Origin of the sequence: Leptospira terpstrae serovar Hualin str. LT 11-33 = ATCC 700639, from assembly GCF_000332495.1 — a bacterium.
Lineage (GTDB): Bacteria > Spirochaetota > Leptospiria > Leptospirales > Leptospiraceae > Leptospira_A > Leptospira_A terpstrae.
Genome location: NZ_AOGW02000008.1, coordinates 65,001 through 89,814, shown reverse-complemented (window position 1 = coordinate 89,814; position 24,814 = coordinate 65,001). Strand labels below are relative to the sequence as shown.

General features: G+C 38.1%; 21 protein-coding genes (1 of these 21 running past the window's edge). 10 read left to right on the top strand and 11 right to left on the bottom strand.

Annotation, left to right across the window (positions count from 1 at the left end; translation table 11 throughout):
* Together lpdA and odhB are read right to left on the bottom strand one after the other, a co-directional pair.
* Entirely contained in the window at positions 1-1,407 is a 1,407-nt protein-coding gene (gene lpdA, locus LEP1GSC203_RS05930) for a dihydrolipoyl dehydrogenase (protein WP_002973089.1), read from the bottom strand.
* A 6-nt stretch (positions 1,408-1,413) separates the two neighbouring features.
* Entirely contained in the window at positions 1,414-2,637 is a 1,224-nt protein-coding gene (gene odhB, locus LEP1GSC203_RS05925) for a 2-oxoglutarate dehydrogenase complex dihydrolipoyllysine-residue succinyltransferase (RefSeq protein ID WP_002972989.1), read from the bottom strand.
* Between the two features lie 157 nt (positions 2,638-2,794).
* Here odhB and LEP1GSC203_RS05920 point away from each other — a divergent pair, with 157 nt between their 5' ends.
* Together LEP1GSC203_RS05920 and LEP1GSC203_RS05915 are read left to right on the top strand one after the other, a co-directional pair.
* Positions 2,795-3,328 carry a gamma carbonic anhydrase family protein gene (locus LEP1GSC203_RS05920; protein WP_002973111.1) on the top strand — a complete coding sequence of 178 codons (534 nt, stop codon included), beginning with the start codon at positions 2,795-2,797 and terminating at the stop codon, positions 3,326-3,328.
* Between the two features lie 213 nt (positions 3,329-3,541).
* On the top strand, positions 3,542-3,793 hold the full coding sequence (locus LEP1GSC203_RS05915; protein WP_002973146.1) for a hypothetical protein: 252 nt from the start codon (positions 3,542-3,544) through the stop codon (positions 3,791-3,793).
* Positions 3,794-3,819: 26 nt separating this feature from the next.
* Here LEP1GSC203_RS05915 and LEP1GSC203_RS05910 read toward each other — a convergent pair whose 3' ends face one another.
* Positions 3,820-5,583 carry a GAF domain-containing SpoIIE family protein phosphatase gene (locus LEP1GSC203_RS05910; protein WP_002973033.1) on the bottom strand — a complete coding sequence of 588 codons (1,764 nt, stop codon included), beginning with the start codon at positions 5,581-5,583 and terminating at the stop codon, positions 3,820-3,822.
* 186 nt (positions 5,584-5,769) lie between these two features.
* Between LEP1GSC203_RS05910 and nirK the strand changes: the two genes are divergently transcribed.
* The 4 genes from nirK to LEP1GSC203_RS05890 all read left to right on the top strand — a co-directional run bounded on the left by nirK (position 5,770) and on the right by LEP1GSC203_RS05890 (position 9,838).
* Positions 5,770-7,191: a copper-containing nitrite reductase gene (gene nirK / locus LEP1GSC203_RS05905; RefSeq protein WP_002973135.1), complete on the top strand. Its 1,422-nt coding sequence runs from the start codon at positions 5,770-5,772 to the stop codon at positions 7,189-7,191.
* A 22-nt stretch (positions 7,192-7,213) separates the two neighbouring features.
* The gene (locus LEP1GSC203_RS05900; RefSeq protein ID WP_002973195.1) at positions 7,214-7,981 is read left to right on the top strand and encodes a formylglycine-generating enzyme family protein; all 768 of its coding nucleotides are present in this window, start codon (positions 7,214-7,216) and stop codon (positions 7,979-7,981) included.
* Entirely contained in the window at positions 7,978-8,589 is a 612-nt protein-coding gene (locus LEP1GSC203_RS05895; protein WP_002972969.1) for an SCO family protein, read from the top strand. The genes LEP1GSC203_RS05900 and LEP1GSC203_RS05895 overlap by 4 nt, the downstream gene beginning before the upstream one ends.
* Positions 8,590-8,779: 190 nt before the next feature.
* Complete coding sequence (locus tag LEP1GSC203_RS05890) at positions 8,780-9,838, top strand: BPSS1187 family protein (protein WP_002973188.1); 1,059 nt, start codon at positions 8,780-8,782, stop codon at positions 9,836-9,838.
* Between the two features lie 14 nt (positions 9,839-9,852).
* On the opposite strand, the gene LEP1GSC203_RS05885 is transcribed toward LEP1GSC203_RS05890, so the two are convergent.
* Genes LEP1GSC203_RS05885 through LEP1GSC203_RS05865 form a run of 5 tightly spaced genes read right to left on the bottom strand, consistent with a single transcriptional unit; the run spans position 9,853 to position 16,268 of the window.
* Positions 9,853-10,590 carry an SDR family NAD(P)-dependent oxidoreductase gene (locus LEP1GSC203_RS05885; protein ID WP_002973043.1) on the bottom strand — a complete coding sequence of 246 codons (738 nt, stop codon included), beginning with the start codon at positions 10,588-10,590 and terminating at the stop codon, positions 9,853-9,855.
* A gap of 53 nt (positions 10,591-10,643) precedes the next feature.
* On the bottom strand, positions 10,644-11,675 hold the full coding sequence (locus tag LEP1GSC203_RS05880; RefSeq protein ID WP_002972977.1) for an MBL fold metallo-hydrolase: 1,032 nt from the start codon (positions 11,673-11,675) through the stop codon (positions 10,644-10,646).
* 10 nt (positions 11,676-11,685) lie between these two features.
* Positions 11,686-14,109: an ATP-binding protein gene (locus LEP1GSC203_RS05875; RefSeq protein ID WP_002973133.1), complete on the bottom strand. Its 2,424-nt coding sequence runs from the start codon at positions 14,107-14,109 to the stop codon at positions 11,686-11,688.
* A gap of 42 nt (positions 14,110-14,151) precedes the next feature.
* Positions 14,152-15,090, bottom strand: a complete 939-nt coding sequence (locus tag LEP1GSC203_RS05870; RefSeq protein WP_002972967.1) for a sigma-70 family RNA polymerase sigma factor — start codon at positions 15,088-15,090, stop codon at positions 14,152-14,154.
* Complete coding sequence (locus LEP1GSC203_RS05865) at positions 15,087-16,268, bottom strand: NAD(P)/FAD-dependent oxidoreductase (protein ID WP_002973088.1); 1,182 nt, start codon at positions 16,266-16,268, stop codon at positions 15,087-15,089. The genes LEP1GSC203_RS05870 and LEP1GSC203_RS05865 overlap by 4 nt, the downstream gene beginning before the upstream one ends.
* 102 nt (positions 16,269-16,370) lie before the next feature.
* Between LEP1GSC203_RS05865 and LEP1GSC203_RS05860 the strand changes: the two genes are divergently transcribed.
* Positions 16,371-17,627 (top strand): OmpA family protein, encoded by a 1,257-nt coding sequence (locus LEP1GSC203_RS05860; protein ID WP_039937347.1) that lies wholly within the window; start codon positions 16,371-16,373, stop codon positions 17,625-17,627.
* Between the two features lie 29 nt (positions 17,628-17,656).
* On the opposite strand, the gene LEP1GSC203_RS05855 is transcribed toward LEP1GSC203_RS05860, so the two are convergent.
* Positions 17,657-19,180, bottom strand: coding sequence for a malate:quinone oxidoreductase (locus LEP1GSC203_RS05855; protein ID WP_002973034.1), 1,524 nt, complete (start codon positions 19,178-19,180; stop codon positions 17,657-17,659).
* Between the two features lie 70 nt (positions 19,181-19,250).
* Here LEP1GSC203_RS05855 and LEP1GSC203_RS05850 point away from each other — a divergent pair, with 70 nt between their 5' ends.
* Both LEP1GSC203_RS05850 and LEP1GSC203_RS05845 read left to right on the top strand, forming a co-directional pair.
* Entirely contained in the window at positions 19,251-20,447 is a 1,197-nt protein-coding gene (locus tag LEP1GSC203_RS05850; protein ID WP_002973183.1) for a metallophosphoesterase, read from the top strand.
* A gap of 139 nt (positions 20,448-20,586) precedes the next feature.
* Complete coding sequence (locus LEP1GSC203_RS05845) at positions 20,587-22,368, top strand: methyl-accepting chemotaxis protein (protein WP_002973148.1); 1,782 nt, start codon at positions 20,587-20,589, stop codon at positions 22,366-22,368.
* Positions 22,369-22,467: 99 nt separating this feature from the next.
* Here the strand turns inward: LEP1GSC203_RS05845 and LEP1GSC203_RS05840 are convergent, their stop codons facing one another.
* Positions 22,468-23,070 (bottom strand): hypothetical protein, encoded by a 603-nt coding sequence (locus tag LEP1GSC203_RS05840; RefSeq protein ID WP_002973073.1) that lies wholly within the window; start codon positions 23,068-23,070, stop codon positions 22,468-22,470.
* Between the two features lie 27 nt (positions 23,071-23,097).
* Positions 23,098-23,931, bottom strand: a complete 834-nt coding sequence (locus tag LEP1GSC203_RS05835) for a hypothetical protein (RefSeq protein ID WP_002973018.1) — start codon at positions 23,929-23,931, stop codon at positions 23,098-23,100.
* A gap of 718 nt (positions 23,932-24,649) precedes the next feature.
* Between LEP1GSC203_RS05835 and LEP1GSC203_RS05830 the strand changes: the two genes are divergently transcribed.
* A protein-coding gene (locus tag LEP1GSC203_RS05830; RefSeq protein ID WP_002973005.1) for a methyl-accepting chemotaxis protein crosses the window boundary here: on the top strand, positions 24,650-24,814 show its beginning. It continues 1,596 nt past the right edge of the window; only the first 165 of its 1,761 coding nucleotides appear in the window; the start codon lies at positions 24,650-24,652; its stop codon lies off the right edge, out of view.

Below are 24,814 nucleotides of genomic sequence, written 5' to 3'. Positions count from 1 at the left end.
TTACGAATGGATGGACCATTTCGCATCAGCATCCATCGCAGCTTCCCGAAATACTTCGGAAAGAGTGGGGTGGGCATGTGTAGAACGAGCAATGTCTTCGGCACTAGCACCAAATTCAAAAGCTATAGCTGCCTCTGCGATCATGTCCGAAGCACGCGGCCCAACGATATAAACTCCGAGAAGTTTATCCGTTTTTTTGTCGGCCAAAACCTTTACTTGTCCATCGGTTTCGTTCATGGCTTTTGCACGAGCATTGGGTTTGAACATGTATTTACCCACTTTGTATTCAATGCCTTTGGCTTTTAATTCTTCTTCGCCAAGACCTACCCAAGCCACTTCTGGCCAAGTGTAGACAATCCAAGGAATGGCTTTATAATTTACATGGCCATATTTTCCAGAAATCAGTTCCGCAACAGCGATCCCTTCATCTTCTGCTTTGTGAGCAAGCATCGGACCGTCGACCACGTCCCCAATAGCATAGATATTCGGAATGTTCGTCTGAAATTTGTTAGGTTCTACTTTGATACGACCGCGGTCAGTCATCTCGATTCCAATTTCTTTGGCACCAAGACCGTCTGTATTTGGTCGGCGACCGATGGAAACTAAAACCTTATCTCCTTCGAGAACTGTTTTTTTACCATCTTTGCCTTCGATTTCCACTTCTACTTTTTTGCCCTTTACTTTGGCCCCATGCACTTTGGTTTCAAAGAGGAAGCTAATCCCTTGCCCAGTGAGTAGTCTTTCGGCAAGACTTGCCATCGCTTGGTCGGCAGTTCCGAAAAGGCGCGGCATAAGTTCCACCACAGTGACTTTGGCACCGAGTCGTAACCAAACTGAACCAAGTTCTAGTCCAATCACACCAGCACCTACAATGATTAGGTGTTCTGGTACAGCATCCAAACCAATTGCATGGTCAGAAGTAATGATATTTTTTCCATCTACAGGAAGGGGAGGGATCTCGATAGGAGTGGATCCAGATGCGATGATGATATTGGTTCCAGAGATGGATTCTTTTTTTCCATCTTCTGAAGTAATGGAAACTTCTGTTTTAGAAACAAAAGTCGCATGTCCCAAGTAACGAGTGATTTTATTTTTTTTCATCAGGTAGTCAACACCAGATGTCACTTCACTGACCACTTTGTCTTTACGGGCCATCATCTTTGCGATGTCGATTTTTACATCTTTCACAGAGATTCCGTGATCGGCTAATTTGTGTTTTGTTTTGTGGTATTCTTCGGAAGAATCGAGAAGAGCTTTGGAAGGAATACAACCCACGTTGAGACAAGTCCCCCCGAGAGTTTTTCTTTTTTCAATGATAGCAACTTTTTTACCTAGTTGTGCGGCACGAACTGCCGCTACATAACCACCGGGACCTGCTCCAATGACAACGATATCATATTGTTCCATAAAACCTTATACCTCAAAGAGGAGTCTTGTTGGGTCCTCTACCATTTCTTTGATCTTAACGAGGAATTGGACTGCTTCCTTTCCATCCACAATTCTGTGGTCATAAGAAAGAGCTAAATACATCATGGGTCGAATTACAATTTGGTCATTTACGACTACGGCGCGTTTGACGATATTGTGCATTCCGAGAATTCCTGACTGTGGTGGGTTTAGGATTGGAGTCGACATCATTGAACCATACACACCGCCGTTGGAGATAGAGAAGGTTCCGCCTTCCATATCTTCCAGAGAAATTTTCCCGTCTTTTACTTTGCCAGCAAGTCTTGCGATCTCTTGTTCTACACCGGCAAAGCTAAGTAAGTCGGCGTTACGCACAATCGGAACCACAAGTCCTTTCGGTCCACCCACAGCCACTCCGATATCATAGAAGTTTTTGTAGACGATGTCTGTTCCACGGATCTCTGCATTGATGGCAGGATAAGCTTTGAGTGCGGCAACCACTGCTTTGGTAAATAGAGACATGAACCCAAGACCCACACCGTGAGTTTCTTTGAACTTGTCTTTGTATTTATTTCGAAGTTCCATAATCGGCGACATATCCACTTCGTTAAACGTAGTGAGGATGGCAGCCGTGTGTTGTGCTTGTACCAATCGATTAGCGATTGTTTGGCGTAGTTTTGACATGGGAACTACAGTCTCTCTAGGACCTGCGTTTGCAGAAACTACCACCGCTTTTGGAATCTCGGGACTTGGAGTGGCAGCCTTTGGCGCAGAAGCTCCTCCTTTTTCCATAAAGAGAACCACATCTTCTTTTGTGATTTGGCCGTTACGACCTGTTCCTGTAATTTTCGAAATATCTAATTTATTTTCTTCAATGAGTTTACGAGCGGCTGGAGGAAGTTCTTCATTCACTTTGCCTGTGTTAGGTTGCGCTGCTGGAGTTTCTGCTTTGGGAGTAGGAGCACTAGAACTAGTAGGAGCCGAAGCTACAGCACCTTCTTCAATGGCGCCGATGATATCTCGCACATGAACCACATCTCCCACTTTTTTGGTGATAGATTTTAAGACTCCACTTGTCGGAGCAGGAATTTCTAATGAGACTTTGTCTGTTTCTAAAATGGCGAGCACTTCGTCTACTTTGACAGCATCGCCTTCTTTTTTGGTCCAAGCACTGATAGTCGCTTCGGTTACGGATTCCCCCATCTCGGGGACTTTGATTTCTATTGCCATGAAATGTTCCTTAGCAGGTTTTTAGAGAAAAATAGCGTTTTTGAGGAGTGAGATCCCATTTGAATCTAAGACTACGGTAACTTAGTTGAAGGTAAAAACGCAAGCGGAAAAAACGAAAAGGCCTTGAGTTTCAGTTGGTTCGCCTGTGCTTAGAACTATGATCCGTTCTTTTCAAGGCCATACCCCTTCTCTCCACCCCACGGCCTGGGTGGCACCCTCTGCTGATGTACTGGGAAAAGTCACGATTGGCGAAGAGTCTTCTATTTGGTTCCAATGTGTCCTTCGTGGTGACGTAAATACCATCACCATTGGCAAACATGTCAACATCCAAGACATGACTTTGATACATGTGGCAAGAGATTTGTTTCCCGTCACCATTGGGGATTATGTATCCATTGGTCACCACGCGACCATTCACGGTTGTGTTTTGCGAGACCATAGTTTTGTGGGGATGGGTGCCATGCTTATGGACGATGTGGAAATCGGAGAATGGTCCTTTGTGGGTGCCGGCTCCCTGGTTCCCCCGGGAAAAAAAATTCCTCCGGGAGTTCTTGTCATAGGTAGCCCTGCAAAAATCATCCGAGACATCACAGACAAAGACCGCGAAATCATCACCCGCACGGCAAACAATTACGCAAAGTATAAAGAGAACTACCGTAAAGAAGGAATTGGGGGCACATCCCTTTCCTAAAGGAAAGGGACCGGGCTATCCGCTCCAATCTTTCGCTTGGCTGCGAAAGGATTTCCGCTTCTATCCCTTGCGCGAGTCAGATTGGATTTGCAGGAAACTTACCGTTGTTAGTTGTTTTTTTATGAGGAACTTCCGGATGAGTTGGGATTTAGAACCATTCCCCATAGGAACCACTTGTTGGTTACTAATTCCCCTTGACCAGAAAATTGATTTTTGATTTATGAAAGGGCAAGGGGACAAAGTTTGTATACACTCATTCGTTTTGAAAATGTTGAATTAGCGCATATCCAAGTAGAAAAGGGAGGAGTGAAATCATTTCCTTGTAGTTTCGATTCCTCAAAACACATTATGGAAAAATCATCCCAAAGATTAGATTTAAAAAAAATCCGAGTGGCTGTCGCCAAATCTGCTAATGCTGATTCTGATATTTGCGGAACCTGTGTCGGCGCATTGTATTCTAATTAACCAATCAATTGTTAGTCGGTCAGATTTTAAATCCGATCCACTAACAATACAGTCACATCATCTGCAAAGTCGTTTGATCCTACATACTCTTTGGCTGCAAGGATGAGGCCATCTGCAGAATCTTGAGTGCCAAGAGTTTTGAACTTTAAAATGGCTTTTTGAAATAACTCTTCGTCATAACGTTTGTTATGGTCTTTAGACATATGTTCTGTGATACCGTCTGTATACATTACGATGCGGTTTCCTGGAACAAAGGAAAATGTTTTTTCTTCATAAAATAAATCTGGAATTAGTCCCAAAATTTTTCCTTTGACATCTAACTGAACAATAGGTGAGTCTTTTTTGTCCAATAAAAATGGGGCGTGGTGGCCTGCATTGGCACAAAGGATGGTATTGTTTTTTAAATCGATGATTCCGTAGAAAGCAGTTAAGAAATTCCCAGCCAATTTTCCATACAACATATGGTTTAGTGTTGTTAAAAACAAAGAAGGACTGAGTTTGATGTCTTGTTCAAAGTTTTTTAAAACCATATGAGCCATTGCAGCAAGCACCGCTGCTGAAAGACCGTGACCCGAAATATCTGCAATCAAAATGGAAAACTTAGAATCTTCTAATTGAGTAACATCATAAAAATCACCACCAACTTGTTCTAATGGAATGTGTGCCACACCATACGAAAGTTCGTTGGAACTGGGTAGAATCGAAGGCATGATCTTTTTCATGATGTTTTTGGCTCGGTTCAGTTCTTTTCCCGTATCTATAATTTGATGGAAAAGTTGTGCATTTTTAATTGTACTACTGAGTCTTGCTGCAATGTTAGTGAGTAGATCCAAATCAGAATGTTGGAATGCATACCCAGAAAGTTTGTTATTGATACTGATTACACCAAGTAATTCGTTTTGAAAGATGAGTGGTGCTGAAATAAGAGATTTTGATTCAAACTTATAAGGAGAAAGTTTGTTGTATCTAGGATCCAAATCTAAGTTGTGAATGAGTAGGCTTTCTCTTCTTTCTGCCACCCAACCGGAAACTCCTGATCCAAAAGGAACTTTGATTTTTTCATAGGCCTCTTCTGGGATTCCTTTTGCTGAAAGGATACTTAGTTCTTGATTTTCCGCATTGGCGAGATAAATCGTTCCCGAAGTTGCACCTAAATATTCTAATACTCGGTTTAGAATCCATTTCCCCAGTTCATTTAAACTTTTTTCAGATACTGATAGTTTCTCAAATTCATATAACAAGGATAATTCGAGGATACGTTTGTCTAAACTGTCTTTGGTATTTGCATTTTGGATGGCAGTCGCAGCCACTTCCGATAGAGATACTAAATATTCCAAATCAGAATTATCAAAGATACGGTTGTTTGTTTTATTTATAACCTCAAGTGTTCCGATGATTTTATCTTCGATGAAGAGTGGAACACAAATTAGAGATTTAGTTTTAAATCCAGTGCGTTTGTCCATACTCGCATTGAATCTTGGGTCTTTGTAAGCATCTTCCAAAGCAATGGGTTTTTTCTCTCTGGCCACCATTCCCACGATGCCTTCCCCTAACTCAAGCCTTGCATACTCCTGGATGATTTCTCCCTTTTCCCCAAGTGCCACTTCACAATAGAGAAATTCTTCGTCCTCCAAAAGGAAAAGGGAACTTGCCTCAGCCTCTAGTAGATCTTTAGAATATAACATAATTAAAGGGAGGAGTTGGTGCAAATCTAAGTTTGCATTCAGAATGGAAGAGATATGGAGTAAGCTGCGAAACTTACTAAGGCTTCTTTGCGGATCTAAAGTCATGGGGCACCAAACCCATATTTATCCCAGTTTCGAATCCGTCGATTTAGAAATTCAATTTAGTTTTTTCCTTAAATAAAGAAAGTGAAGAAAAAATACTTCTCTATTCGCAATTTTTGTGCATTTTGTAATGTTTGCGCTCGAATCCATTGATTTGTATCAATGAGAATTTGGTTAGGGCATTTTAGAATGAAACAAAAGGATACGGAAATGTATATGAAACTACCGAAACCAAAGATCTTAGAAATTTTTCTTCTCCTTTTGGTCATGACAAGTTTATTCACTGTTTGTTCGGGACAAAAAACAGAAGAGGCCAAACTCACGTATGCCCCGGAAGTTCCTCCCCATATCGACAGAACAAACGAAGCCAAAGTGATTGTGAATATGGAAACTGTGGAAGTAGTGGGTCGGCTTGCCGATGGAGTGGAATATACTTTTTGGACATTTGGAGGTTCTGTTCCTGGTCCCATGATTCGCGTTAGGGAAGGTGATGATGTAGAATTCCACCTAAAAAACCACCCTTCGAGTAAAATGCCACATAACATTGATTTGCACGCAGTCACTGGTCAAGGTGGAGGAGCTGCGGCCTCCCTCACGATTCCCGGCCATGCATCTAAATTTTCTTTTAAAGCATTAAATCCCGGTTTGTATATTTACCACTGCGCGACTTCTCCTGTGGGAATGCATATCGCAAACGGTATGTATGGATTAATTTTTGTACAACCGAAAGACGACCTACCAAAAGTAGATAAAGAATACTATGTGGTTCAAAGTGAATTTTATACCAAAGGAAAAAATGGAGAGCCTGGACTCCAACCATTTAGCATGGAAAAGGCGATCACAGAAATTCCAGATTATGTTGTGTTTAACGGATCTGTGGGTTCACTTGTTGAAGATCGGGCTATCACTGCGAAAGTAGGGGAAACCGTCCGACTTTTTGTTGGGAATGGAGGTCCTAATTTAGTTTCTTCATTTCATGTCATTGGCGAAATTTTTGACAATGTTTACACTGAAGGTGGGGTTCTTCCAAACCAAAAAAATGTTCAAACTACATTAATTCCAGCGGGTGGTTCTGCTATTGTTGATTTTAAAGTAGAAGTTCCAGGAACTCTTATTTTGGTAGATCATTCCATCTTTCGAACATTTAACAAGGGTTCGCTTGGAATGCTGAAGGTGGAAGGGGAACCAAATGCCACTGTCTATTCAGGAAAACAGGACGATACAGTTTATCTTCCTGAAGGACCAGCCATCCAAAGAATGGTAACAGAAGTAAAACCCAAAGCTTCTGCAAAAACACCAAAAGAAATTTTGGCCAATGGGGAAAGAGTTTATAAATCAGTTTGTTCCGCCTGCCACATGAAAGAAGGACAAGGAGTTGTCGGAGTTTTCCCTCCATTGGCTAAGTCAGACTATCTCAATGCAGACAAAGGCCGAGCCATTCAGATTTTGAAAAAAGGATTGAGTGGGCCAATTACTGTGAACGGACAAAAATACAATAACGTAATGCCACATTTAGAACTTTCCAATGAGGAGATTGCCAGTGTCCTCAGTTATGTTTACAACCAGTGGGGTAACAAAGGAATCATGGTTTCTGAAGCTGAGGTAAAATAATTAAGAAACTAATACACCAATCATGAACAGATGGTTCTTTTTATTGATTTTCCTTTTTGTGATTCCAATTTCCGGCGAAATGGTAAAAATCCCTGCCGGAACTTGGAGACCCTTTCTAAAAGAAACCGATTCAAAGTTAGGCGGTACTCTAAAAATCAAAAGTTTTTATTTGGATCAGTATCCAGTGACAAAGAAAGAATATTTTGAATTTATAGAAGCCAATCCAGAATGGAAAAAGGGAAAAGTATCACCTTTATTTGCTGATGGCGGTTATTTAGGGGACTGGAAGTTTAAAACACCTGAATCCAATCAGGTCCATTCCCCTGTTACCTATGTTTCTTGGTTTTCTGCAAATGCTTATTGCCAGTGGAAAGGAAAAAGGCTGCCCAAAGAATCAGAATGGGAGTATGTTGCAAACATTCCACCAACAGGTAAAAATAAAAAGGAAGTGGAAACTGTGATCCTTACTTGGTATGGAGAACAGAAACCAGAGTTTTTACCTTCTGTGGGTCGTTACAAAAATGGACTTGGGGTATATGACCAACATGGAATGATTTGGGAGTGGGTCTTTGATTTTAATAACACTTCTGTTACCGGGGATTCCAGACAAGATACAGATTTAGAGAGTAGTCTTTTTTGCGGAGGCGGTTCCTTAAAAGCGAATGACTTTTCCAATTATGCATCTTACATGCGTTATGGGTATCGAGCCGGTTTGAAAGGTTGGTATACCGCAAAGTATTTAGGATTTCGATGTGCATCAGATATAAAAATAAAGGACAATCCATTATGAAAAATCAGTTCATTCAAAAAATCATCTTCCTTTTTGTTGCTTCCGTATTGTGTTTAGGTTGCGACGATCATAGTTCTGGCGAACACAATCACCATGATCATGTTTTAGCTGCTGGTGACGGTGCCCAAGGGAGTTTATTTGACTTGGGCTCAAAGTGGACGACCGAAATTAACCAACCGCTGGTTTTGAAAAATTTAAAAGGTACTTTATTTATCATCAGCATGTTTTATGCATCTTGCCAATCCATTTGTCCAAGACTTGTAGCAGATATGGAACAACTTTCCAAAAAAATAAAAGAAACCTCTGGATTAGAGCCTCGTATGGTGCTTGTTAGTTTTGATTCTGAAAAAGACACACCAACTGTTCTCAGCGCCTATAAAAAGAAAATGAACTTAAACGAGAGTTGGACTCTTCTTTCAGGTAAGGAAGAAGACATTCGTATGTTGTCAGTGGTTCTTGGAATCAATTATAAAAAAATTTCTAATGGAGAATTCAATCACTCTGCCGTTTATAGTTTGGTTTCCAAGGAAGGTATTGTTGTATCAAGAATCGAAGGAATCGGTTCTAAGACGGATGACCTAGTTACGCAGTTTCAAAAACTAAAGTAAACTTTCCAAAAAGCATTCATTTTTCTTAGTAGAGATTGAAGTTGAATTTAATCTGTATTTAAGCATTTTGTTTGTCCTTTCAGCAAGTAGGATCTCGAAAAGTGAACGACTATAATTGTATAAATCATTGCTTTCTTTTTGTAGATATTCTAAATATATCTTATTAATCTTTTATTTTAGGGTGTTTTCATTGAGTTCTAGTTTTTTAATTCGTTTTCTTACGGGATTACTTGTCCTATCTATTTTTGTTAGTTTCTTTTATTCATGTAAAAAGGATTCCAAGGAAAACGAAAACGAAGATATTGTGACTCTTTTGGGTATTGGATTGTATGCACGTTCTTGTGTTGGACAAAACACCTTTCCATCCAGTGGAAACGTGGGTGCCTTAACTAGATTACAAATTTCACCTACACAAACTTCTTCTGCGATTAATTCATACAATACTCCGCACCAAGTCTATCTTCCTCAATCAGGTGTTAGTCGAAAAAATATACTATCTGTTTTTTATCCGGGTACAGGATCTTCGCCTTGTGAAATTGGTGCGATTTTACAACAAGGTGCTACACGTGGTTACCATATCATTGGACTTAGTTATCCAAATAACGAAGCTGTAAATAGTGTCTGTAACCAAGGAGATGCTAAGTCTGATGCAGGTTGTTTTGAAAATTTGCGTAGGGAAGTAATCACAGGGGCAGATGTATCTCCTTATGTATCGGTGGATGCTTCTAACTCCATCGAAGGAAGGTTACTTTCCCTACTTCAATATTTGGTTCAAACAAGGCCAGGGGAAGGTTGGGAGCAGTTTGTTACTGGAAATAATATCAATTGGTCTTTAGTGTATGTAGGTGGTCACTCGCAAGGAAGCGGGCATGCTGCATTTCATGGAAAAATTCGGGCAGTGGCAAGAGTTTCTATTTATAGTGGAGTCTCTGATTATAGTTTACAATTTGCAACCATTCCCACTTGGATGGGGGGAGCACAAACGGCTCCTGCGGGTTCGTACTACGGTCTAATTCATGAAAATGATACTGTTGCCAACTTTAGTGGAAATTTAAACCAAGTAACAGATGCTTGGTTGAATCAATTCTCTATGACAGGCGCTCTCACGAATACAAGTATAGGTTCACCATTTGCAAATAGCAAGCGTTTGGTGACTAGTGGCTGTAATGGAATGGGAGCTGCTGCATTGCATAGTTGTCCAATGATTAACGGTTTCCAATCAATTTGGAACTATGTCAGTTATCCTTAGCATTGATTAATTAATCAAAAGGGAGGGAGGCGCTTGAAAATCCATTCTGGAATGATACGAATCCCAAACATGATCCAACGCCATGGCCAACGAATATAAATAATATCTTTATTCTTAAGTCCTGCGTTTACAATGAGTTCTGCAGCACTTTCTGACTGTAAGGTGAGCCATGGAATCAGGTTGTGACCCTCTGACATTTTTGTATACACTGGACCCAATTGGATGGTGCAAATATGGACTCCTTTGGAAAACAATAGTGACCGAAGACCAGAGAGGTAGGTAGTAAGTCCTGCTTTGGCACTTCCATAAATATAGTTCAATTGTCTACCGCGCTCCCCCGCTACAGAACTGATGACAACAATTGTTCCATTTCCTTTTTGTTCCATATCCAAAGAAAAGATATTAATGAGTGAAACGATTCCTGAGTAATTAGTGTTGATTGTTTTTAAAAGTTCTTCCTGATCGGTTCTTGCTTTCGTTTGGTCTTCATAATACCCTGCGACAAAAAAGACTATGGATGGTTTGGTCGGAAGGGATTCATAAAAAATATTATGTGAGGAAAAGTCTGTTACATCTAATAAATAAGTAGCAACTGTTGTATTTGAAAATTGGGGTTTAAGTTCCGTATTCAATTCTTCTAACTTTTTTTTGTTTCTTCCCGTTAGAGAAAGTGAAAATCCTTTTTTGGCTAGGGATGTAGCAATATGGATTCCAATGTCGGATGTGGCACCAATGACTAAAGCATGTTTCATAATTAAGACCTAAATAAAATCTATCTGACTGTATTAATGAACGGATACTTCTGTCACTGAAAATTCCACCAGCCATCTACACTGCCTGAGCCTGTGAAGGCAAAACTTTCTCCAATTTTAGGAACTTGCAAATTAAGTTTTAAATTTTGAGAGGCAACCAGAACTCGTTTGATTGGATCATTCCAAGGATGGAGAGAAAGAATAAATTTTCCCCAATGGACGGGAACAAAAGATTTGGCTCCGATAGTTTCTGCTGCAAGCGCAGTTTCTTCTGGGCGCATATGGATAGAGGGCCAGTCGTCACCATACTGCCCACATTCTAAGAAGGCCAAATCAAAGGGGCCATATTTTTTTCCAATGGTTTCGAATACAGATCCGAAGCCAGAATCACCACCGACAAAGACTTTATATTCTCCTAATTTTAAAACATAGGAACACCAGAGGCTTTTATTTCTAAGTACACTTCGTCCTGAGAAATGCCTTGTAGGTGTGGCAGTCACAGTTAGATTGGAAACAATTTCTTTAGACTCAAACCAATCCAACTCCACAATTTTCTGTAAAGGAACTCCCCAAGATAACAGGTGGGCAGATACACCTAACGGAACAACGATGGTTTTTGTCCTGGGATGTAACTTAATCACCGTTTCATAATCTAGGTGATCATAATGGTCATGAGTAATAAGTAAAATGTCTAAATCGGGCATATCTTCAGGTAAATATACATCGGTTCCATCAAATGATTTAACTGCAAAAGGAACAGGTGAGGCATAACCGGAAAATACAGGATCGACTAAGATTTTTTTTCCATCAGCTAACAATAAATAAGAAGAATGTCCAAACCAAATGTATTGCGGCTTAGTGGCATCCAACTCGTTTAAGTTGATTTTGCTAGAAGGAATAGGCGAGGAGGGGCGTATGGAATTTGGTTTTTGCCAGTATTTGATAGCCATTTTCCAATAGGAACTGTTAGGTGCTAGCATTTCTGTTGGTTCCAAGTTATGAAAGCTGCCGGATTGGAAGTGTTCAGACTGAGAGAGACGTTTGAGAATATCGCCGTGGGGAAGTTTGCCGAGAGTTGTAGCCAATGGAGGGTCCTTAAATATTGGACTGTATCAAATTCTTTTTCGCCCATTTTCGAATCATAAAATCAAGATCATGTAACAAAAGCGGTTTTGTCATAAAATCATCCATTCCTGCCGAAAGACATCGTTGTTTTTCTTCCTCGAGGACATTGGCCGTGAGGGCGATAATGACAGGTTGTTTGGCGATGGTCTGGGATTGACGAATGCACTTAGTCACTGTAATTCCATCCATATCAGGCATTTGGATGTCCATAAATACTAAGTCTGGTAATTCAGAGCGAACCATATCTAAAGTTCTTTCTCCATTATCAGCTTGTAAGGTGGTATAACCAAGTTTCTTTAAGAAAAGACTCGAAACTTTTTGGTTGATTGGGTCATCATCAGCAATTAGAATCTTTAAAGGATATTTATCAGATAACTTCGAATCCCATTCACTTTTGGGAACAGTTTCTCTTTCGTTGGTAATTGATTTTTGCGAAATGGATTCTTGTGGGACTTGAGAATCAAATTGAAAAGTGAAATTCGAACCCCTACCGTAAACACTATGTACGGATATGGATCCACCCATTTCTTCAATTAATTTTTTCGTAATAGCGAGTCCAAGTCCTGTTCCTACTGTTTTTTCAGTTAGATGGGAATGCACTTGAGAGAAAGGTTGGAATAAAATTCCCATCCGGTCTTCAGGAATCCCAATTCCAGTATCTTTAACTGAAATCACCAATCGGATTTCTTTGTTTGGTAAAGGAATTGATTCAACGGAAATATTGATGGATCCTTTTTCTGTAAATTTTACTGCATTACTGACAAGGTTAGTTAAAATCTGAGCAAATCGTCTTTGGTCTGTGATAAGAAAGGTTGGAGGAGTATTTAAAAATTCTAATTCGATCTTTAGCTGGTTTGAATTTATTTGAGATTTAAAAAGATTAATACAATCGCCTAAGAATTTATGCAAAGGGATTGGCTCTAAATGTAATTCAAATTGTCCAGATTCTAGTTTTGTTAAATCCAAAATATCATTTACAAGTAATAATAGATTATCTCCGCTAAATTGAATGAGGTTTAAATATTCTTTTTGTTCTTCAGATAATTCTGTTTGTTTTAATATTTGAGTCATCCCCAATATTCCATTCATGGGAGTTCTAATTTCATGACTCATTGTGGATAAAAAAGATGTTTTAAAGTGAACTTTTGCCTCTGCATTTTCTTTTTCTTGTTTAAGTCTTTCTTTGTTTCTAAAGTTCTCAATCATGCGATCTGCAATGAAAAGTGCTTGGGATAGTCCAAAAACAAGAAAACCATATTGCGTTAGATAGGCGGTGCCTTTTTTTGCAAATTCTGTGAGAATGTCTAGGGAAAATAAAGACATTGTTGCAACCACTGAAAATAAAAAGAACTTACTTCCTGGTTTTTTTAAAATAACTCCATGAATGATCGGATAAAATAATCCAAAAAGTGCAAAGAGCGAAAGTATAAGATGTAATCCTAAAAATTTTGAAAAAGTTAGTATGTTGAGCGGTAATGCAAGGAATAATAAAGATGCTACAAAGAAGTTTATCCTATAAACTAAATTATAAATTTTTGCATTATAAATTTCTCTAACATAAAGAACAAAAGATAGATACAATAAAACGAAACTGATTCCATTGATTCTTACCATGGTTTCATAGATTCCAGGTGGAAGGTAGTTGTAGATGAATCGAGTTTCGCCAGTGCTTAATAAACGAATGGCTGCTAAAAAACAAACAGATGCAAAGTAGATATGAGTTTTTTCATCTCTCCAGAAAAGGTATAAGACAAGATGGAATAATGCTAAAGTAAGAAGAGATGCAAATACAAAAATATCTCTGCTTATAGTTTCTAAAAACGATTTATTAATTCCAGTATGAGTTCCGAGAATGTAAGGCGTTGCAATTCCGCAAATATGGTAATGAAAACAGGAAACTCTAATGGAGAGGTCGATTTTGTTGTTAGTTGAATTGGGCAAAGAAACAGTTTGGATATTAAGATTAGGAATCTCAGAAGAATACGTTTCCCCAATGGTTCCTGATTTGTAGATGGTTTCCTTTCCCACAGCGATTTCGAAAGCGTTGCGAGTGACTCCGTTTTGTAGGTATAATGTTTTTGTATTTTCAGAAACCAGTATGGTAAGCTTAAGTGTTGCATAACCCGCTGGATATTTTTCGAAACTAGAATTGGTCCAATGACCCGGTACTACAGTGAATTCCTGATTCAGTGAATCTTCTTTGGGATTCCAGTTTTTCCAATCGATACGCCATTCTCCATTGAGTGGCACATTCCCCATAGTTTCGAAGTTCCAAACACTCAGATCCAACACTGCTTTTTTCGCAACTGGTACATTGGCAATCTCATTGGGACCACAATATCCCAAAGTTATGATGATTATAATCATAAGGAAGATTTGATTGGTTATCTTCATTGCCTTCGTTTGATTCGACGAAAGAAAATATGGAAATATTCATCAATTGCTTGAAGGGATCCACCGCCTTACGAAGGAAAGGGCCCAATCCAATAAATTTGGCCTCCGTAGATATCCTAGTTTCATCAGGTTTTCCTTGTTCTGAAATCCTTTTAGTTTATCAGGATTTACTAAATTATAAATAGTATGGATTTGATTGCCTTTCATAGTAAAAATTTGGACAATATTTGGGATACCATGGGAATATCCAATGATCGCGGGAGAACCGTTGGCATAGCCGAAAAAGATTTCAGTAGTTTTGGCCGCTTTTTTTGTGGTCCTCTTGAGTAAAGAGACTACCCTTCGAATTCCAGGAATTGGAATTCTCGCGGCATGAACCTTGCCGCCTCCATCAGAGAAAGCAATAACATCATCCCGCAAAAGTTTTGTTAGAGATTTTGTGTCTTGGTTGTAACAAGCAAAACTAAATTCAAGTAATAGTTTTGAATGAAGTGCCGGGTCTGGATCAAACTTTTTTTTTCGAGATTGGATAGCAGTCCGAGCCCGACCCAAAATTTGCCTACAATTTTCAATACTTTTATCTACGATCTTCGAAATTGATTCATAATCAAAATCGAATAACTCACGTAAAATGAATATGGCTCTTTCTGTTGGATTTAAAGTTTCTAAAATTACAAGAAAAGCAAAATCAATTTTTTCTTCATCCAAAGCCTCTATAGTTTCGGGAATTGGTTCAGGAAGGTAGGGTCCAATATAAGTTTCTTTTTTTCTTGAAGCTTTTTTCAAAAGATCAAAAGCGAGTCGTGCGGCAATACTTCCAAAATATGATTTGTGGTTTTTGATATCTACTTTTTTGGCAGAGAGCCATCTAAGATAACTCTCCTGTACAATATCCTCTGCATCCACATAACTACCTGTAATTCGATATGCGATAGAAAAAATATAATGTTTCCATTCTAAAAATAAATCGATATCATTCATGAAACCAAACCTTCCCAGGAAATAGATTTCTTTAATACATCTTTTTCAAATTTGATGGGATTCCCTTTGGGCCAAAAATAGAATCGGAAAGGTAGTAGTTTTTCCATCTGCAATGAAAAGATAGTGAATCGATTGACCAATTCTTTGATTCGAGCTCCCCATCTACCTTTAATGATTAACTCTTTAGGTTTGTCATCACCGGAAGTAAACTGGATGAGACCTTCTTCTCTCCCTAAGGAAAGACACCTACCTGCAAATTGGAATGAAAAAGGAGATATACTTTTTCCTTTGATCAGTCGTGCCAATTGGTCTGCTATATAGGCACCCATTGGTAATGCGGTCACACATCCCATTCGCAAAATGGAATTTTCCAAATATGCTAAATCTCCGGCAACAAAAACATCTGGATATTCGTTAGATCTAAGAAAGGAATCCACATAAACTTGGTTTCGGTGGTTGGTTTTAAAACCTGATTTTTTTGCCAGAGAGGAAGCTAAAAACCCACTGCAGTTGAGAAGACAATCATATGCTAATTTGGTTTGGTCTTCCAACAAAATTTCATTTTCATGAATTCTATGGATATTTACATTTTCCAAAACTTGGATATTGTTTTGTAACATATAATTGCGTAAATACTTCTTTCCTTTTTCTGAAAACGAATTACCCCATTCTTTTCTATCAACGATAGTGACAGATGAATGAGGAAAAAAATATTTCCATTCGGTTGCCATTTCAATTCCGGTAAGGCCTCCTCCTACAATACATAGTTTTTGAATTTTTTTCTCTTCATTATTCTTCAAAAATTTTAAAACTTCTTCTTTGGATTGAATCGAACCTTCTTTGTTGTAGAGGGATCGGATATTAGCACTCCCTAATGAAATGACAAGATAATCATAGATTTCATTCTGAGAACTTGCTTCTAATTTCACCGATTTTTCTTTGGGTAGAATTTCACTAATCTTTGCTTGTAAAAATCTAACCTTTGTTCGAAGAAGATCTTGGATCTGTAGTTTATCTTTTAAACCTTGTGTTGCCATTTCATGAAACCGAATTCTTTCTTGGAAAGTATTGGATTCCGAAATCAGAGTAATTTCTGCTTCTTTTAATTGTTTGTCTAAACGGTTTGCTGCCATAACCCCTGCATAACCGGCTCCTAAAATTAGAATTTTTGGTTTCATTTTTACACCTCGTTACCAAGACGAATTAGCCATATGGATTTGTGACAGAGTTTGTAAAAAAAATCAGCTTGCTTTAACGCGTGATACAATTCAAAATCAGATATGCCAAAATTGAACTTGAAATTTATTTCCATTTTTATAGGAATAATCTCTTTTTTCCCAACTTCGTTTGCCTTTGGCCAAGGTTTTGACCGTGGAAAATTAATTTTGTATGGGACGGGTGGCTTAGGTCTTGGAAACAACTCAGGTCGCATTGAAAAGAGTGTAGAGAATACAAATTTTCCTAATTATTTAGCGTTAAACTCTCCTTATACGGACAACCTTACCATTTTTTCGAATTTTTATGCGTTGAATGCAATGGTAAAAGACAGGACGGAGTTATCAAGTCGACTTGGTGAATTGGGATTTGAATACGGACTTTTCAGATATTTTGGAATTGGTTTTTCCGTATCGAACCAAATCATTACAGCTTCTCATTTTAGAGCAATAGACGAAAGACAAATCATTATATATTCTTTAACTGCGTTGGATAATACCACTTTATTATCTAGGTTAAATCAAGGTGATTTTTATGACTTTGCCGTTCAAAAAAGAAGAGATGTTTTAAATTCAACCTCTGGGGATTTAAGTTTATTTTTCCATTTCCTACCCAACGATCCATTCGATCCTTATATACGAGTAGGTGGTGGATCCGGATTTGAAAGACTTTTTGGTGGGACCACCAACCGTGTGTTTGGTGCATTGGGCGTTCGGTACCATATCAATGATCTATTTTTTATTAATGCTGAAATAGAACACGCCAATGTCTATATGGTCAAATATGAAGCTCCCAATTCTGGCCATAGAAACAAAGGAAATTATGAAGAGAGCTTTTTTAAATTTGGTTTGGGACTCAGTTTTACACTTCATGGACAAACAAACCCTGAAATAGAGTCAAAACCTGTCAACGTTTTGGAATCCGTTGGATCGGAAGTCCCACCGCAACAAACAAAGGAACCAGTAGTCGAAACTAAATTGGAACGTTTTGTGTTTCTTGCTAGTGAGATCTTTGATCTTCCTTCAAGTCGTATCCACTTAGAAGGCAGGGCTCGATTGGATGCTATTTCGCGCAGTTTGGAAAATGAATACAAAGACTATGATGTTCAAGTTATCACTTATACAACTCCCTTTAAAGAAGATGTACCAGGAAATTATGATAACTATGACTTAGGGTTTGAACGTTCCCAAGCCATCTCGCGTGTGCTTCGTGAAAAGGGTGTGAATTCTAGAAGGATCATTGATTCCACGCAAGGTTCAGCCATGTACAATGTGGATTCAAAAGAGAAAGTGGTGATTGAGCTTCGAAAAAAGAATAAATAATTTTTAAGGAAGCCCAATCTCTATTTACTTTAAACCTTGGAGCTCATACTGGCTCCTTGGTTTAGTTCCAAAAGTTCTTCCGTTTTTCTGCGGCTTGCGATACAAATCTCTGCGTTGTCTTTCATCGATTCACCAAAACTTGGAATCATCGTTTTTAATTTGTTTTTCCATTCGGAAGATTGCATCTCTTTAGGAAAACAATCTGCTAACACTTCCAACATGATTGATACAGAGGTGGATGCTCCTGGACTTGCCCCGAGGAGAGCCGCAAGAGACCCATCTTTTGCAGCTACAACTTCTGTTCCAAATTCAAGGACCCCGCCTTCTTCCTCATCTTTTTTGATGACTTGTACCCTTTGGCCGGCCACTACCAATTCCCAATCTTCTGATTTTACTTCTGGAAAATATTCTCGCAGTGCAGCGATACGATCTTCATGCGACTGCATGGCTTGGCTTATGAGGTACTTTGTCAGTGGTAGGTTGTGCATTCCAGCTGACAACATCGGAAAGATATTATCAAACTCTAAGGACTTAACTAAATCTAAATAGGATCCTTTTTTTAAGAATTTAGTCGTGAAACCAGCGTAAGGTCCAAATAATAATTCTTTTTTCCCTTCAATAATCCTTGTATCCAAATGGGGAACAGACATCGGAGGAGAACCTACATTGGCTTTTCCGTATACTTTAGCAAAATGTTGTTTGATCACATCTCGGTTACGGCATCGTAACCACTGCCCGCTAACAGGAAATCCGCCAAATCCTGCGGCCTCAGGGATATCTGATTTCTCTAAAAGAGGAAGGCTTCCACCACCTGCTCCAATAAATACAAATTTTGCCTCATGGTGTTCTTTTTCATGAGTTTGAATGTTATTTGACGTTAGGTGCCAATATCCATTTTCTGCACGTTCCAAATCTTTTACATCTTCAAAATAATGCACATGAACATCTGGAAAACTTTCTAAATACCGAAACATAGCACGAGTCAGTGTACCAAAATTGACATCGGTTCCTAACTCCATTTTGGTGGCGGCAATTGTCTCCGAATCTTCCCGACCTTGCATGACAAGAGGTAACCATTCGGTTAAAGTGTTTTTATCTTCTGAATAAACTAAATCTTTAAAGAGCTCATATTTTTTTAATGCCTCGTATCGTTTTCGAAGAAAAGAAACATTTTCCTCTCCCCAAACAAAACTATAATGCGGAACTGAGTGGATAAATTCATCAGCATCTAGGATCCGTTTGGTGCCAGAAAGGTATCCCCAAAATTCTTTGGAAATTTCAAACCATTCGGCAATTTGTAGAGCTTTTTTAGTTTGGATGGACCCGTCTTCGTTTTCGATTGTATAATTTAATTCACAAAAGGCAGAGTGTCCGGTCCCTGCATTGTTCCAGGCATTGGAACTTTCTCGCGCTGCAGCATCCAACCTTTCCAATACAGTGATTGTTAGGTGGGGTGCAAGTTCTTTTAAAAGAACGCCAAGTGTGGCACTCATAATTCCTGCACCTATCAGTATCACATCGGATTTCGTTCTAACTGTATCTTTTTCTTTCATCCTCTACCTTCTGGTTAATTATCGACAACTTTCATGATTCCCATCCTGTCCAATGAGTAGGGTAACTTGATTGAAAGCATTCTTCCTATTTTTGTCCGTTCTGACATCCTTACTTGGATTTATCTATTATTATTCTACCTTTCGTTTGATTTCAGGACTTTCACTGAATGGACCGGTGGTAACAGTGATTTTATTCGGTGTGGGGGCGCTAGTTTTACTGGTTCCGCTTACCTATGCCTTAAGTCGGATTTCCAAACGAGAGAAAACGCAGACATTTTTTGCCTATGTCACTTTCACAAACTTCGGTTTTTTTTCTATTCTATTCACTTTGGTTCTTCTTATGGATCTTCTTCGCCTGGTAGACTTAGGAATAGTGACTCATTATTCGCAAGTTTTGTTTTCGACCTTACTTCATTTTGGATTTCCTCTCGATGGTGTAACAGAAGTAAAAAATTTTAGTTATGCATTTGTTACCATTGTGGTGGCAACAGCACTCAGTTCTCTTGGTTTTTTCAATGCCCATGTGCGTTTGAGATACAAACGAGTTTCTATCCCGATAAAAGACTTACATCCTGATTTAAATGGATTCAAAATTGTACAAATCTCTGATGTGCATATTGGAGCCACGATTAAAGAAAAGTTTTTAAAGCGGGTGGTAAAACGAATCAACCTACAAAATCCAGATGTTGTTGTCATCACTGGAGATTTAGTAGATGGACCTGTATCCACTCTCAAACAACATTTAAAACCATTGGCCGACATTCAGTCAAAGTATGGGACTTTTTATGTAACAGGAAATCATGAATATTATTCAGGAGTGCTTTCTTGGCTTCCGGAAATCCAAAATCTAGGAGTAAAAATTTTACTGAACCAAAACCAAATCTTAAAGATTGGCAATGCTAAATTGCTAATGGCTGGTGTGACTGATTTAGCTGCAGGAAAAATCATCAAATCCCACCAAACCAATCCTAAACGAGCTATGGAAGGAGGAGAGAATTGTGATTACAAGATTTTGTTGGCCCACCAACCTAACAGTATTTATGAAGCCAGTGCAGTCGGGTTTCAGTTACAAATTTCAGGTCATACCCATGGAGGCCAATTTTTTCCTGGCAATTTTCTTATATATTTTGCACAAAAGTTTGTATCTGGTTTACATAAATATAAAGACTCACTAATATATGTTAGCCGAGGGACTGGTTATTGGGGGCCTCCGTTTCGGTTGGGTGCACCCTCTGAAATTTCCATTTTGGATCTTAAGTCCATATGATTTCTCTTAACTTTTAGGACGAATCCTGATTTCTGAACACTCACATAGGTTAGTTCTTTTGGAAAAAATTTACGAAAGTAGGTGATGTCTCTTTGGATTTTCTAAACTATTGACAAACCAAACGGCGGATCACAAGCAAATGAATCAGAATCTACTCATCAGGAAATTGACAGTTGCCATTGAAGCTCCCTTATACTTACTTATCTTTCCTTATTTTATCAACTTTTGTCTGTTTGCCTCCCGTTTTGATACGGATACTCTCATCCAATTAGGAATCCTCGGCACTCTGCTTTCCCTGGTCCCATTGGTAATTGGTATTGGCCTACGAAACAAAAGACTTAGAAAGTTATTAAACTTTACCAAAGACACAGATAAACAAACACTAGAAGGTTTAAAAAAAGGACTTTTGGAACACCCGCATTGGGAAGGTCGAGTGATCCTCATTCGGTGGACAGTTTCAATTTTTGGATTTTCGTTTATGGCAGTGACTTTGCTCGGACTTCCATGGATGGAAATTTTAGCCTTGCCATATGCTTCTGTGATGCTTTCTCCCATCATCTATTTGGCATTTTATTTTCAAACTGAAGTGTATTTGAGTCCAGTGCTTAAGGCCAAAGAATTATCGGCTGTACTTTTAGATGAAACAAAAATTCGTATCTTTGGAGTTTTCCAAAGAAACTTATTTACCATGATTGCTGTCGCAATTCTGCCAATGTTAACCTTTGGCTATTATTTGTTTTTGATCCTACTAACGGAATTTAGGTCTCCGTATTGGTTTTATCAAATGCCGATTGTGTTTGTTATGATGGTTGTAATTATAATATACGCAGCTTACGTGGGAAGTAAATCGCTAAAAGATGATATCGATAATCTCAATCATTCCATTGAGAAGTTGTCCCAAGGAGAATTGTCAGAAACTATCCCCCAACTCTCCGCAACAAACTTAAGCCATACAATTACAAAACTGAATCTATTTATGGAATCGTTGCGACAATACTTTCAAACTGCAAAAGACGAAGCTGTGTCTCTTTTGGAAACTTCCAAAATGATTTTGGATAAAGGTGGCGTGATTGATTCCCAAGTTAGTTCAGAAAAAACAAAACTTGATTCTACTTTTGAGTCCGTAAACCAAATCCAAAGCCTATCCAAAGCCACCTATGAACGTGTACTTTCCCAAAAAGACAAAACGAATTTTTTGGCATCAGAACTCACGAGAGTTACAGAGGAAATGACAGATCTTTCAAAAAAGGCAGATGAACTGGCACAAAACACAGTACATTCGATCGGCACGGTGCAAGTGGCAAAAGATGCCATCCAGTCTGCTTATGAAAAAGTAGAAGTGATGAACCAAATGAGTGAAAATATCAAAGCCACTATTTCTATAGTAGAAGATATTTCTGACCGTGTGAATTTGCTTTCTCTCAACGCATCGATTGAGGCAGCAAGGGCTGGTTCTATGGGAAGGGGTTTTGCCGTCGTAGCAGGAGAGGTATCTCGCCTTGCCGATGAAACGGCAAAAAATATAGAGGATATCAAACGAGTGGTGAAGTTATCTCAAGTGGCATCCAAAGAAAGTTTAGAATCTATGAAAGAAATCATTTCTACAAATGAAGATGTAAAATCAAAGTTTGAAGAAATATCAAAAGTAGTCCAAATGTTTGGTCGTACAAGTGAAACCAGTTCCGAAAATGTAAAGTCCTTAAAAAACCTTGTTGGTGAGTTCCAAAGGGATGCAGAACAGATCACCTCAGAAATGAAATTACAAACTGGATATACTGAAGAATCCAACACCAACTTGCAGGCGTTATGGGAAAATCATTCAAAAATTGCCAATACATTTGGTGAAATTTCCGAAGAAGCCAACCGTTTGCAAAAAGTATCCGATTCTATGGAAAGAATTGTTTCGAGGTTTCGGTTTTAATTAGAGATGGGATACAAACTTTTTACTTTTGTATCCCAAATGAATCATAAGTCTATTCTCTTTCGTTTTTTATATACTTAAGAAAATACCTGTTTTATTTTATTTTTTGAGGTAACCTTTTTCTTTAATTTCTGCATATGCGGAACTAAGCATTTCTCTTCTCTGTGCATCTACCACTGTCCCTGGATCATAAAAAGGCATTACGAAAAGAAGCAAAATTTGCCCAAATTCAGTTCTTTTCTCTTCTCTTTTTACTTCGCCTAGAACTTTTCCTGATTTATCTTTAACCGATAGATTCAGTGATATGACTGATTTAGAATATTGAGGTATTACACCAGCAGTTAATATACTGAACCAGATGGAAACATTGACTGAAAAATAACTTGAACTCTCAGTAACTTTAATATCGAAAACATAGTTTGCCTCCGTTTCGCTTCGGGTAGATAAAACATCTCCACTTTCATTCAAAACTTTGGCAGCTTCATTCTTCCATTTTTGTACAATGTTCTCGTTCGCATTTCCAGACTCTCCTCCAATCAAAATTTGATAATCGGTATTGAGTTTCACCAATGTTTTTTTTGAGACACCGAAGTTTTTGGTAACTGGAGTGCCTTCAAATTCGCCACTTCTAAAATTCAAACAGTTAACAGTAAGGATTGTTAATGTTAGAATCAAAAATTGTTTAAGAATGTTTTTTATCATATTGATTTCTATTTGGAGGTCTCTTATTTACTTTTTAAATTTACTTAGCTTTTTATCAGCGAGTTCTTGCCAGTATGTTTTTGGGTTTGCTTTACTCACACCTTCGAGAAATACAAATTCATCATAACCTGGTCTACGCAAATCAGGATAATAGTATCTGTCTTTAAGAGCTTCTGAATTTGATTTTAGGATGCCCTCATTGTCTTTTTCTAAAACAAATTTCTTTTTATTAGAAACACCAAGTAACTCATCAATCGTTGGGGGAAGCGCAAATGGATCATCGGAAGTTGTTTCTTTTAATACTCCTTTAAATAATCCTAAATATTGAATTTCACCTGGTTTAGCTTTGAAATTTAACACTTTAGCTGAATCTTCTGGGTCAAAATCTATATACACATTATTACATTGTTGTTGTGTTGTAGGAACTCCGTTTACAAAAACAATTTTGGTTTGGCAGAATACATAACCTGCTGTCGAAACTGTATACGAATTCCCATCTGCAGGAACAATACGAGAAATGAAGGAAATGATTTGTAACTTTTTACCGTTGTAAATTTTTTCCTTATCCGTTTCTTCCACTAAAACATCTGCAGGATCTGGAGTTCTTTTTTTGGCATTTACCTTGCTATCTGCATCTAACTTTACAATTAGGTCTCCAAATGCCTGACCAAATTGGTATTGATTTTCCGTTCCAAATAGACCTGGTGGGTATTCTAGATAGATTCCATAACCAACCAAACCTACTGATTTGATTTCTTCTTTGGTTTTTGGTGATTCTAACCTGTAGACAGAAGACTTACATGCGATTACAAACAAGAATAGGGGAAGTAATATAATTCCCGTGATGCGAAGTTTGTTCATTTTTTTTCCTTATTTTTTGCAAAATCTGAACCTTCGATCAGATTTTGCAAGCATTAAGAAGTGGTTTTTTACAAAACTAAGGATTATTTATTTTTAGTTTTTTGATAAATACAACAATTCATCCATCATCCCACTTGTTTTTTTTCCAGCCAATTCCACAGATTTCGTCTTTTTAGATTTTAGAAATATTTTGGTGCAGGTGTTTGGCACAATTTCACGAAACGAATTGGTATTAAATCCTTAAGACTAAGCGTTTGTTTGGTGAACCTGATTCTCTAAGATTAACATACGTAAGCTTTTATTTCAGTGATAGTCCTAGTTTGTAAATATCAATTTAGAAATTCTCGGATGTGTTAATTTTTACGCAAAGGATGTTAATTACTTTTTTATTTGTTTCAGTTGAATTCCCATAAATTAATTATCATTAATTTATATTTGATCGAATTGTTTCGTTCTTTAATTTTGCAGTAGTTTTTTATGGAATGCAGTGGGATGAAATCATTCGGGAATCTATGTCTCGTAACCTTCGAAAGGAGGGATGGGCTTGCCAATTTTTTATCTAAAGGTTTTGTAATATGTACGTCGTTCAACAGTGTATTGATAAGAAAACCCTGTTATTTTTTTTACGGGTTACTTGTAATCGGGAATCTTAAAAAAGACTTTCATTTCGTATAAAGTTTTCGTTTTCTCAACAATAAATCGATCAATTTCAAATTATATGATAAAACAAACTCTTCATAGCCTAAATTCTCTTAACATCCGTTCCCAAATGATGATCTTTATTTTTTTGGTTCTTAATTTAGTCCTTGGACCCATTTTTTATCTCGTCTATCAATCTGCAAAAAGCCAAATTATAGATATTGGTGCTGAATTGTTTAAAACT

What these genes read in the sequence shown, in the direction of transcription:
- LEP1GSC203_RS05885 (WP_002973043.1), bottom strand. Translation starts at nt 10,590, where the DNA reads ATGAAACATGCTTTAGTCATTGGTGCCACATCCGACATTGGAATCCAT.
- LEP1GSC203_RS05865 (WP_002973088.1), bottom strand. Translation starts at nt 16,268, where the DNA reads ATGAAACCAAAAATTCTAATTTTAGGAGCCGGTTATGCAGGGGTTATG.
- LEP1GSC203_RS05835 (WP_002973018.1), bottom strand. Translation starts at nt 23,931, where the DNA reads ATGAACAAACTTCGCATCACGGGAATTATATTACTTCCCCTATTCTTG.
- LEP1GSC203_RS05840 (WP_002973073.1), bottom strand. Translation starts at nt 23,070, where the DNA reads ATGATAAAAAACATTCTTAAACAATTTTTGATTCTAACATTAACAATC.
- odhB (WP_002972989.1), bottom strand. Translation starts at nt 2,637, where the DNA reads ATGGCAATAGAAATCAAAGTCCCCGAGATGGGGGAATCCGTAACCGAA.
- LEP1GSC203_RS05870 (WP_002972967.1), bottom strand. Translation starts at nt 15,090, where the DNA reads ATGAATGATATCGATTTATTTTTAGAATGGAAACATTATATTTTTTCT.
- LEP1GSC203_RS05845 (WP_002973148.1), top strand. Translation starts at nt 20,587, where the DNA reads ATGAATCAGAATCTACTCATCAGGAAATTGACAGTTGCCATTGAAGCT.
- LEP1GSC203_RS05920 (WP_002973111.1), top strand. Translation starts at nt 2,795, where the DNA reads ATGATCCGTTCTTTTCAAGGCCATACCCCTTCTCTCCACCCCACGGCC.
- LEP1GSC203_RS05875 (WP_002973133.1), bottom strand. Translation starts at nt 14,109, where the DNA reads ATGAAGATAACCAATCAAATCTTCCTTATGATTATAATCATCATAACT.
- nirK (WP_002973135.1), top strand. Translation starts at nt 5,770, where the DNA reads ATGAAACAAAAGGATACGGAAATGTATATGAAACTACCGAAACCAAAG.
- LEP1GSC203_RS05910 (WP_002973033.1), bottom strand. Translation starts at nt 5,583, where the DNA reads ATGACTTTAGATCCGCAAAGAAGCCTTAGTAAGTTTCGCAGCTTACTC.
- LEP1GSC203_RS05895 (WP_002972969.1), top strand. Translation starts at nt 7,978, where the DNA reads ATGAAAAATCAGTTCATTCAAAAAATCATCTTCCTTTTTGTTGCTTCC.
- LEP1GSC203_RS05900 (WP_002973195.1), top strand. Translation starts at nt 7,214, where the DNA reads ATGAACAGATGGTTCTTTTTATTGATTTTCCTTTTTGTGATTCCAATT.
- lpdA (WP_002973089.1), bottom strand. Translation starts at nt 1,407, where the DNA reads ATGGAACAATATGATATCGTTGTCATTGGAGCAGGTCCCGGTGGTTAT.
- LEP1GSC203_RS05860 (WP_039937347.1), top strand. Translation starts at nt 16,371, where the DNA reads ATGCCAAAATTGAACTTGAAATTTATTTCCATTTTTATAGGAATAATC.
- LEP1GSC203_RS05855 (WP_002973034.1), bottom strand. Translation starts at nt 19,180, where the DNA reads ATGAAAGAAAAAGATACAGTTAGAACGAAATCCGATGTGATACTGATA.